We start from the raw sequence: 9987 nt of genomic DNA, 5'->3' as shown, positions 1-9987 counted from the left end.
AACAACGTGTAAAGTTCATTGCTACTTTTTTTGTACTTGGAATATTTTAGACAAAAACATCAGTGGTTTTGGTTTCTTTTATTAATTTTAAGCAAACCAACGCAACGAAACCTTACACATACACGTTGGCAACAAGCTGCACAAACCAAGAAAATGAAGTACTATAAACGAAATTGGGAAGAAACTCGTGGAGATGAGTTTGACAGTTGGGGAAAATCCATTTGGTACTTTGAAACCGAAAATTCTGGACTTCCGACAAAGCAACTTGAAATTTACGAAAACGGAAAAGTATTAAAATATGACCAAAAAAAATTGGAAGATGAATTTGGTGGACTTGGAGACCAAGAATTGGATTTAGATGAATTCGCTGAATGTGAGATTTCAGAAAATGAATTTAATAAAGTATGGAAAAAGAACTAACAGTTTAATTTAGGTATGAATTCACAAACCATAATAACAATTTTGTCAATAACACTACCTGTCTTTGGTGCTGGTGTTGGATATTTGATTAAAACAAATATTGAGAAAAAGAAAGCGTTAACTAATGAAGTTACTAAAGAAAGACGTGAGATTTATCAGCAATATGTGAATTTAATGATTGGATTCTTTGACCACACAAAGGTTAAAAGAAAAGATTCAGACAGTAAAATGATATCCGAATTATTTGATTTTTATAAAAAGTATGTTCTATATGCATCACCTTCTGTTATAAAATCTTTTTCAGATTACTTTCAGTTCTTATACAAAAACAACGGAGAAGAAAATTTTGATTCAAAAAAAAACCTAAACTATATGACCAAAATCATGCTTGAAATGAGAAAAGATTTAGGACTTAAAAACAAAGGATTAGGAAAAAATGGTGAAATGTTAATGAGAGCATTATTAACAGATTATGATGAATTGACAAAATAGCCAGTTGCCAACAACGTGTATAACTAATTGCTATTCTGTGTGTACTCGGAAAATCCTAACGGATTTTCCTAATGGCTAGTTTCTTTTTGTTAACTTAGTTCTCGCCAACGCAACAAGCCATACACAAAACCGTTATATACAATGCCTCCGAATCACTCAAACGGAGAAATTGCTCAATCCTAATTTTAGTAATTCACACTCAATCTCGAAAGTTTTTTTACTCAACTCTAGAACCACTCAAATCTATAAATTTGAGGTTCAATTCAAAAGGAAATCGTTTGATTCAAAAAACAATTGATTAGCAAACGTGATCAGTCAAACTTCTTTATGTGATTACTCTTCTCACGTTATGTGATTACTCAAGATTCAGAAACGCAAGCTGAATGTGATTACTCTTAGTTGTCGGCACAGTAAATAACAACGTGTAAAGTTCATTGCTTCTTTTTTTTGTATTTGGAATATTTTAGACAAAAACATCAGTGGTTTTGGTTTCTTTTATTAATTTTAAGCAAACCAACGCAACGAAACCTTACACATACACGTTGGCAAACATAATGAGCGAACAAGAAGATAAACTAAAAGCCTTATTCTCAATTAATGACACATCATTCATAAATCAGAGAGAAATTCTTGAAGATTTAAATACTTTTCTTGCTGACTGCACTCAAGATTTACACGAATTTGGAATTGAATTTGAAAATGCTGGACTTTTTGAAAAGTTATTATTTCAAATATTATATCATAATTCTAGTCTTTTAAATCTTACAAATGGATCTTCGATTAAAGTTCGTGATAAAAAAATTGACGTCAGTGACATGACAGCTGTCTACTCTCTAGCACGATTGCAGATTGAAACTTTTGTGAATTTATGTTACATCTTCTTTTTAGATATTGATTATTCTAAAAATCTTAGAGCTTATGTTTACAAAATTCATGGTTTAAGAAAACAACTCTTTCTTACTCAAAAGCATACGAAAGATTTTACGCCAATATTAAAAATGAGAAATGAACTAGCTCAAGAATTAAAAAACATAAGGAAATTAGAAGAGTTTAAGGTTGCAACCTTTGCAAAAAGAGAAAAGTTCATCAATCCAAAATATGCTAGATTAATTACGCCAAATGAAGTCTATGAATTGATACAAATCGGAGATTTATCAAGAAGCCATTCATTATACTCTAACCATATTCATTCGGAATATATAAGTATACGACAACTAAATTCTGCACTCAAAAAAAGTAACGAAAGCGAGAGATCATTTTCTACTGTATTATTAACATGTTCTAGAATTACATCACTAATTATAAAAAACTTGAATTCTCAGTATGATTTAAAGGAAGGCTCGTTTTCGAAAGCTCCTTCTCTATTAATTAAACTAGTCGAATCTTTAAATGAACTTTCTGCAAAACTATAATATTACATTTGCCAACAACGTGTATAACTAATTGCTATTCTGTGTGTACTCGGAAAATCCTTCGGATTTTCCTCTGGTTCGTTTTCTATTTACTAACTTAGTGCTTGCCAACGCAACTAGCCATACACAAATACGTTAGGCTTAATTTGACAAAAATCCCGAATGAGTATTAAATTGATGAATATAATTCGAATTGCAGGACAATTGATTTCTGTTTCAATTTTCGCATTAGCTGGTGGATTATTAGTTCATTTTCGAATTCCAGGAAACAGAACTTTTACTGACAACGATGCTGGACCTTTAACACTAGTTTATGGAATATTTTTAATTATCGGAATTGGACTTTTATTAAATTCCTTGATTTTTAAACAAAAGAATCATTGGAAAAAATATAGAGCTGGAATTATAGTTTTTGTGATTGGATTTGGGTTATTAGTTTTTATGCCAAGGGATGTAATCAAATGGACTTTCTTTGGTGGAAAGAAAATGGAATTCACTAGCATAAAAAACCCTGATTTTATTTGGGTAAAACTTGAACTATACAAAAATAATGACTTTTTATGTTCAACTTCCCACGGAGGAGAAATGACAGAAGAAACATTAGGAAAATACAAATTAAAAGACAACGTTCTTGAATTACACTTAAAAAATGGAATATCTGAACATACCAAAAAAGGATATCAAACTTTATATGAAAATATCGGAACAAAATATCGAATGTTAAATGACACTTTAATATGTATAGATTGCGAAAAGGAAATAAAACTGAAAAAAAACTAAGCCTAACACCGTATATAATTTATTGCTAGTTATAGCCTACTTACGAAAATCCTCGCGGATTTTCTATTCGGTTTGTATTTGCTAAATTAGGTGCTTAAAACACGCAACAAACCATATACAAACACGTTGGCAGTAAGCTCGGAAAAAAACATGGATAACGGATTATTACTTATTATAACTTTTTCTACTCCTCTACTCTTGCTTATCGTATATTTTATTTGGTTATCTAAACGAAAAAAAAGACACGCTGAAGCATTGATACCAGATTGGAATAAATTTGAAAAAGCACTCAGTAATGAACATATAAACGGAATTATAAAATACGGAACGGAATTAGTGTGGAATGAAAACTTGACGGATTCACAAATGAAAAAAATGAAAGAATCAGTTTACGACCTTGCTGAAAAACATACTGAATTGGAAAACCTGAAAAACTTGATTTATAACAAATGTTTAGATTGGGATAAAGATATTGTCGGAACTCCATAATTAGTTGAATAAGCCAACTGCCAACAACGTGTATAATTAATTGCGGTTTGATGGCTAAGCGCAGGATTTTTTCTCACAATTCACTATATTGCTTAGCAAAGAATAACAGCGTACTTACACGCAACTAACCATACACATACACGTTGCCAATAATTAGAACCAACATCGCGAATGAAAGATATTTACGAACCTAAATTTGTCGAAAAACTGTTTGATAAAATGTCAAGTTCTTATTCAAAAGTGAATTACATAACCTCATTTGGGTTTAGCGAAAGATGGAGAAGACAATGCGTTGAAGAAATTGGAATTGAAAAAGGAAAAATAGTTGTCGATTTGATGACTGGAATGGGAGAATGTTGGAAACATATTCTAAAAATATCTGACAAAAACTCAAAACTTATCGGACTTGACTTCTCATCAGAAATGATAAATCGCGCAGAGAAAAATAAAAGAAAGTTCGAAAAATCAATAATTGAAGTTCTGAAAGAAAACGTTTTTCAAAACTCAATAGAAAACGGAACAGCAGATTATGTCATTTCAGGTTTTGGATTAAAGACATTTAATGATGAACAACTTGGAGAACTCGCGAATGAAATCAATCGAATTTTAAAACCAAACGGAAAATTCTCGCTAATTGATGTTTCTGTTCCAAAAAGTAAAATATTAAAACCATTTTATATGTTCTACTTAAAAAATGTTATTCCGATTTTAGGAAAAGTATTTCTTGGAAGTCCAGAAACTTATAAAATGTTAGGAATTTATACTGAAGAATTTGGAAACTCAAAAAACACACATCGGATTTTTAACAGACCTGAATTTGAAGTTGAATATGTGGAATATTTTTTCGGTTGTGCAAGCGGAATTAAAGGACAGAAAATAAAATAACTATTGGCAACAACGTGTATAGTTAATTGCTAGTGTTGGCTAAGACGACGGTCCTTCCCTACTTTTTATTATATTGCTTAACAAAGAATAACAGCGTGCTTGCACGCAACTAACCATACACATACACGTTATATACAATGCCTCCGAATCACTCAAACGGAGAAATTGCTCAATCCTAATTTTAGTAATTCACACTCAATCTCGAAAGTTTTTTTACTCAACTCTAGAACCACTCAAATCTATAAATTAGAGGTTCAATTCAAAAGGAAATCGTCTGATTCAAAAAACAATTGATTAGCAAACGTGATCACTCAAATCTCTTTATGTGATTACTCTTCTCGCGTTATGTGATTACTCTGGATTCAGAAACGCAAGCTGTAAGTGTTTACTCTTAGGTGTCGGCACAGTAAATAACAACGTGTAAAGTTCATTGCTTCTTTTTTTGTACTTGGAATATTTTAGACAAAAACATCAATGGTTTTGGTTTCTTTTATTAATTTTAAGCAAACCAACGCAACGAAACCTTACACATACACGTTGGCAACAAGTTAAAGAGACTAATGAATAAAAAATTATCATTTATCGTTTTAGTGTTTTTTACGACTTTAATTTTTAGTCAAAGTAAAAAAGATATTATTGGTGTTTGGATAAAAACTAATATGGAGACTTTTGACAAATCTACAACTCCATTAATTCAACAAAGAAATAATGAATATCTAAAGTACACTTTCGAAAGAAATGGCAAATTATACATTTCCACTGAACCTAATAAAAAAGGGAGGCTTTTACTTTACTCAATCAAAGGCAATATTTTAGACCTAAAGTTTACTAAACTCAAAATAGAAAGATTAAACAAAAAGGAATTAGTATTACTTGAATTTGAAAACAATATAATAACTTCAAGCTCAACTAGAACCATATTTTTAAGTGAGCAGTCATTCTTGAATAGCATTAATCTGAGAAGCGAAGATATTCTTATTAAGAACGGTGATTCTCTATATTTAGAAACAGATAAAGTGTATTCAAAATTTATAAATTCTAATCACGCTAATGTAAAAGAATTTATACAACCATTCGTTGAAGGCTTATCAGAAAACAAAGATACTTTCATATACGCTACTTTTATAATTGATGAGAAGGGTAAAATTTCTAACATCGAAATTCATCATCATATAAACAAAAAATATGATAGTGAATTTAAAAAAGCTATACTTAAAACGAATGGTATGTGGATTGCACCAACTGTAAATGGGAAAAAAGTAAAAATTCTAAAAGAAATTTCATTTCATTATATCGAATATCCAGATGTAGAAAAAAAAGGTAATACAATTATAGTTAAGCCCAAAAACGACTATTTCCCGAAAGTTTATAAATCAAAATTCAAGCAAGCTACTAAGGCATATTTGAATGGAAATTTCAAAGAAGCTTTGAACATATTATCTGACTTGGAAAACTTAGCACCAGATGACTTCAATTTAGTTAACTTGAGAAGAAAAATATATCAAAAAACTGATGACTTAGCTAATTATGAAGTTTTAATAAAACTACTTAGATCGTCAAAATATAACTACATTTTAGAATAAAACCAGTTGCCAACAACGTGTATAATTAATTGCTACGCAAGTTGGTTAAGACGACGGTCCTTCCCTACTTTTTATTATATTGCATAGCAAAGAATAACAGCGTACTTGCACGCAACTAACCATACACGTACACGTTGGCAGTAATTTGAGAAAATCATGAATAATAAAAAAACTTATATTTTTTTATTAATGACATTTATTTGGTCTTGGACTTTTTGGCTTATTGGTTTAAATCATCTTGAGGATGGAATTAATCAAGAATCTATAGGAACATTTTTAACTTTATTTTTTACTGGTGTTTATGGTCCTACAATAAGTGGAATCTTAACGACTCTTATTTTTGATGGATTTCAAGGTGTATTGAGTTTGCTTAAGAAATTATTTATTTGGAATATTCCTTTTAAAAACTATTTGTACATCATTCTTTTACCTATATTTTTTGTAATTATCGGAATTGGACTTTATAATATATTTATTGGAGATATTGGGAGTTTTGACATTATGGCTTTTCTTTCGATTCCAGCTATATTATGGGCTGGCTTTTACGCTGGACCTTTAGGAGAAGAACTTGGATGGAGAGGCTTTTTATTACCAGAATTACAAAAAAAATATTCAAACTTAAAAAGTGCAATTTTAATTGGAGTCATATGGTTTATTTGGCATATTCCACTTTGGTGGGCACCATTTGGTACTTTAGTTAGCGGAGAATCAATTTCATTTTTACCTGTAACGACATATTTTCTAATGCTAATCTGTTTATCTATAATAATAACTTGGTTAGTAATTAATTCAAAAGGAAGTGTTCTTGTTGCAATCTTATTTCACTTATCCATTAATGCAGGGATAGCATTGCTGTTTTTTCCTGAATTGAATATGGATTTCAAAAAAGTGCATTTGTTGTCTAGTATTGGAATGTTAATGTTTATAGGAATATTGATAGCTAAAAATAAATTAAAAACTACTGCCAACAACGTGTATAGTTAATTGCTTCGCAAGTTGGTTAAAACGACGGTCCTTACCTACTTTTTATTATATTGCATAGCAAAGAATTATAGCGTACTTGTACGCAACTAACCATACACATACACGTTGTAACCAATTTAAGAAAACCGAGTGAACCAGATTTATAACATAACAATAAAACAGTTTATAATTGGTTACATTGGAGCCACTTTGTTACTGATTTACTACAAAATCAAAGGTCATAAAATAACATATGAACAAATTCTTAATGAAATTGATCCGAAAAGCGGAATTAAGAAATGTTACTAAAAAGCGTTTATTTAGGTGTCGGATTTTTGATTTTAATAGTTGTCGTAATAATAACAATGGTTGGACTAAACCCAAAATTGTATGACCCTAATAAATAAGTTACAAATTGACAGAAATGTTAAAACAAAAAAATCGAAATCCGAATTAGTTGACTCCTTCAAAAAATTCAATCACAAGAAAATCGACATCGAAAATGGAATGATAAAAATTTATGGAAAAGCATTCTATGACTTTGTTTGCGAGGTAAACCTTTCTGAAGTTAAACTGATAGCAAAACCTAAAAAAATACTTGTGATTTTTGCGCTTACTTTTTTAATAATATGGACAATCGGATTTATATATGAACACGGAATTTTATTTGGACTTATAACAACGATATTTATTTTGTTTTTCTTTGGTTTAGTTCATAGAAAATTAATGGAATTGAGTCTTGACAAAATAACTGAATTAATAAAAAAAGTGGAATGAAAAACTGGTTACAACAACGTGTATAATTAATAGTGTTTAAAGATGGTTCAGGAAATTCTGCCGAATTTCCGCACTCTTCGTTCTTTTTTGCTAACTTAGTTCTCTAACACTACTAACCATACACGAACACGTTGTGCTTCATTATCAGAATTCCCAAATTCATTTATTATCCTACCTTTAGAGAAACTAACTACCAATGATAAAATTCTTTAGAAAAATTCGCCAAAACTTGCTTATGGAAAACAAAACTGGAAAGTATTTTAAGTATGCGATTGGCGAAATCATACTAGTAATGATTGGTATTCTTTTAGCATTACAAGTCAATAACTGGAACAACAATCGCATTGAGAAAAACGAAGAAAAAGAGGTAATTGCCAAACTTCACACAGATTTTCAAGAAAATAAAAAGGTCTTGAAAGATTTTCTTATTGAAGTTAATAATCAGATGAATGCGCAAATAACTCTAATGAACTTAATCGGAGCTTCAAAAGATGAACTCTTTAAACATAATTTAGATAGTATTTTTTATGTTTCTTTCGGATATAGCGAAATAGCCTTTGCAGATAATACAATTAAAAACATTATCCAAAGTGGCAAATTAAACCTTTTAAAAAATGAAAAAACCACGGACTTACTTTATAAATGGAATACACTATCTGAAATTAGAAAAACCCGTGTGACAAAGTTGGATAATTGGTCAAATACCGAGCTTATACCCTATTTATTAGATAAAATATCTTTTAAACAAATGGATAAGGCAAGTAACTATCCTTGGACTGGAATTTCTAAAGTAAAACCAGACTATTATCCTTTGTTTCAAGAGGTAACATTCGAAAATTATTTAGACAATAGTATTTGGCATTATCAACAAGTTAAAGAACGCTGTTTAGAAACAGATAATCTCATAGATGAAATAATTGAAGCTACTAAACCAAGCGGAAAATAAAAATAACGAAAGCACAACAACGTGTATAATTAATAGTGTTTAATGATGGTTGAGGAAATTCCGCCGAATTTCCGCGCTCTTCGTTCTTTTTTGCTAACTTAGTTCTCGAACACTACTAACCATACACGAACACGTTGGCAAACATTTAGAACAGAATTATGAATAAAATTATATATGTCCTGATTTTAGGAATACTACCTATTTCTACTTTTTCTCAAGAAAGATCTGAAAAAGCAATACTTGATTCAATTATAAATGAAGCTGACTTACTTTACAAGTATGAGAAAATTACTTGGAATTCTACAGATTTGGCTTACTCGAATGAACGAATTAAAGAAAATATTGGAACTTATATTGTCTATCTTTCTAATGACACACTTTTTGCTGTTTTTGCAGATAAAGAATATAAAAATCAAATAGCAAAATATTCTTTTACAAAGAAAAATTTAAAGGTTCCATACTCGGAGGATTATGAAGTTAAACCAATATCAGAAAAAGTTTCTAAACTTGTTGAAGTCAAAAATGCCATTCTCAAAAATCTTAATTCTAACGCAGAAAAATATAGTTTCAACTTTCAAAAAGGCTTTAATCCAAATCTTGTATTGATACCTGAAATAAGTGGATATAAACTTTATATTATAATAGGAACACCTAATTCAAATGTAATTCCTTTTGGAAATGATTATTTATTTAAAACAGACGAAAGAGGAAATGTTATTAGCTGGAAAAAATTTCATAAGACCTTAATTGCTACTCAAACCAAAGGCCCAAACAATGAAGTTGTTGTTTCTGCAATACATTCTCATTTAAAAATGACTCCCTACATTTCGGCAACCGACATTTGCACATTTAGATTATATGGATTTGACTTATTTGGAATGGAAGAATTTATGGTAACATCAACTGCATTAAATAAAGTTTTTAAATATAACGCAAAACAAAATTCAATAACCGCAACAGAATTATAAACGTTAGCCAACAACGTGTATAATTAATTGCTCCGCTAGTTGGTTAAGACGACGGTCTTTGTGTACTTTTTATTATATTGCTTAGCAAAGAATAACTGCGTACTTACACGCAACTAACCATACACATACACGTTGGCAGTAAGCTTGACCCGTCCTGAATATAGGCTACATAATTTTAAACATTATGTACAAAAATGACAAAATAATTAGACGGTATTCAGAACCTTTTAAACTGAAAATTTTAGACGAACTTACAACCGGAAAACACACAA

At 30.2% G+C, this 9987-nt stretch carries 11 protein-coding genes; all 11 read left to right on the top strand.

All coding sequences use genetic code 11. The features are described from left to right. The first annotated feature begins 153 nt into the window (after nt 1-153). The gene (locus tag N4270_RS16820) at nt 154-420 is read left to right on the top strand and encodes a hypothetical protein (RefSeq protein ID WP_260098520.1); all 267 of its coding nucleotides are present in this window, start codon (nt 154-156) and stop codon (nt 418-420) included. A 42-nt stretch (nt 421-462) separates the two neighbouring features. Next, complete coding sequence (locus N4270_RS16815) at nt 463-912, top strand: hypothetical protein (protein WP_260098519.1); 450 nt, start codon at nt 463-465, stop codon at nt 910-912. A 554-nt stretch (nt 913-1466) separates the two neighbouring features. Then, nucleotides 1467-2324 (top strand): hypothetical protein, encoded by an 858-nt coding sequence (locus N4270_RS16810; protein WP_260098518.1) that lies wholly within the window; start codon nt 1467-1469, stop codon nt 2322-2324. Nucleotides 2325-2486: 162 nt separating this feature from the next. Beyond that, nucleotides 2487-3104 (top strand): hypothetical protein, encoded by a 618-nt coding sequence (locus N4270_RS16805; RefSeq protein WP_260098517.1) that lies wholly within the window; start codon nt 2487-2489, stop codon nt 3102-3104. Nucleotides 3105-3254: 150 nt separating this feature from the next. Beyond that, nucleotides 3255-3593 carry a hypothetical protein gene (locus N4270_RS16800; RefSeq protein ID WP_260098516.1) on the top strand — a complete coding sequence of 113 codons (339 nt, stop codon included), beginning with the start codon at nt 3255-3257 and terminating at the stop codon, nt 3591-3593. A 171-nt stretch (nt 3594-3764) separates the two neighbouring features. Then, nucleotides 3765-4478: a class I SAM-dependent methyltransferase gene (locus N4270_RS16795; RefSeq protein ID WP_260098515.1), complete on the top strand. Its 714-nt coding sequence runs from the start codon at nt 3765-3767 to the stop codon at nt 4476-4478. Nucleotides 4479-5038: 560 nt separating this feature from the next. Then, entirely contained in the window at nt 5039-6061 is a 1023-nt protein-coding gene (locus tag N4270_RS16790; protein WP_260098514.1) for a hypothetical protein, read from the top strand. Between the two features lie 156 nt (nt 6062-6217). Next, a complete protein-coding gene (locus N4270_RS16785; RefSeq protein WP_260098513.1) occupies nt 6218-7045 on the top strand; it encodes a CPBP family intramembrane glutamic endopeptidase in 828 nt (275 codons plus the stop codon). 369 nt (nt 7046-7414) lie between these two features. Beyond that, nucleotides 7415-7801: a hypothetical protein gene (locus N4270_RS16780; protein WP_260098512.1), complete on the top strand. Its 387-nt coding sequence runs from the start codon at nt 7415-7417 to the stop codon at nt 7799-7801. A 235-nt stretch (nt 7802-8036) separates the two neighbouring features. Next, nucleotides 8037-8747 (top strand): hypothetical protein, encoded by a 711-nt coding sequence (locus N4270_RS16775; protein ID WP_260098511.1) that lies wholly within the window; start codon nt 8037-8039, stop codon nt 8745-8747. 158 nt (nt 8748-8905) lie between these two features. Beyond that, nucleotides 8906-9715, top strand: coding sequence for a hypothetical protein (locus N4270_RS16770; RefSeq protein ID WP_260098510.1), 810 nt, complete (start codon nt 8906-8908; stop codon nt 9713-9715). Nucleotides 9716-9987 lie beyond the last annotated feature (272 nt).

The sequence above is a fragment of the Psychroserpens sp. SPM9 genome (assembly GCF_025153525.1).
Taxonomy (GTDB): domain Bacteria; phylum Bacteroidota; class Bacteroidia; order Flavobacteriales; family Flavobacteriaceae; genus Psychroserpens.
The sequence above is the reverse complement of the archived record's forward strand: the minus strand, read 5'-3'. Positions and strand labels throughout refer to the sequence as shown.

Bases quoted from the DNA above. Each gene is read 5' to 3' on its own strand.
- N4270_RS16800 (WP_260098516.1), top strand. From the start codon at position 3,255: ATGGATAACGGATTATTACTTATTATAACTTTTTCTACTCCTCTACTC.
- N4270_RS16780 (WP_260098512.1), top strand. From the start codon at position 7,415: ATGACCCTAATAAATAAGTTACAAATTGACAGAAATGTTAAAACAAAA.
- N4270_RS16810 (WP_260098518.1), top strand. From the start codon at position 1,467: ATGAGCGAACAAGAAGATAAACTAAAAGCCTTATTCTCAATTAATGAC.
- N4270_RS16770 (WP_260098510.1), top strand. From the start codon at position 8,906: ATGAATAAAATTATATATGTCCTGATTTTAGGAATACTACCTATTTCT.
- N4270_RS16820 (WP_260098520.1), top strand. From the start codon at position 154: ATGAAGTACTATAAACGAAATTGGGAAGAAACTCGTGGAGATGAGTTT.
- N4270_RS16790 (WP_260098514.1), top strand. From the start codon at position 5,039: ATGAATAAAAAATTATCATTTATCGTTTTAGTGTTTTTTACGACTTTA.
- N4270_RS16775 (WP_260098511.1), top strand. From the start codon at position 8,037: ATGGAAAACAAAACTGGAAAGTATTTTAAGTATGCGATTGGCGAAATC.
- N4270_RS16795 (WP_260098515.1), top strand. From the start codon at position 3,765: ATGAAAGATATTTACGAACCTAAATTTGTCGAAAAACTGTTTGATAAA.
- N4270_RS16805 (WP_260098517.1), top strand. From the start codon at position 2,487: ATGAGTATTAAATTGATGAATATAATTCGAATTGCAGGACAATTGATT.
- N4270_RS16785 (WP_260098513.1), top strand. From the start codon at position 6,218: ATGAATAATAAAAAAACTTATATTTTTTTATTAATGACATTTATTTGG.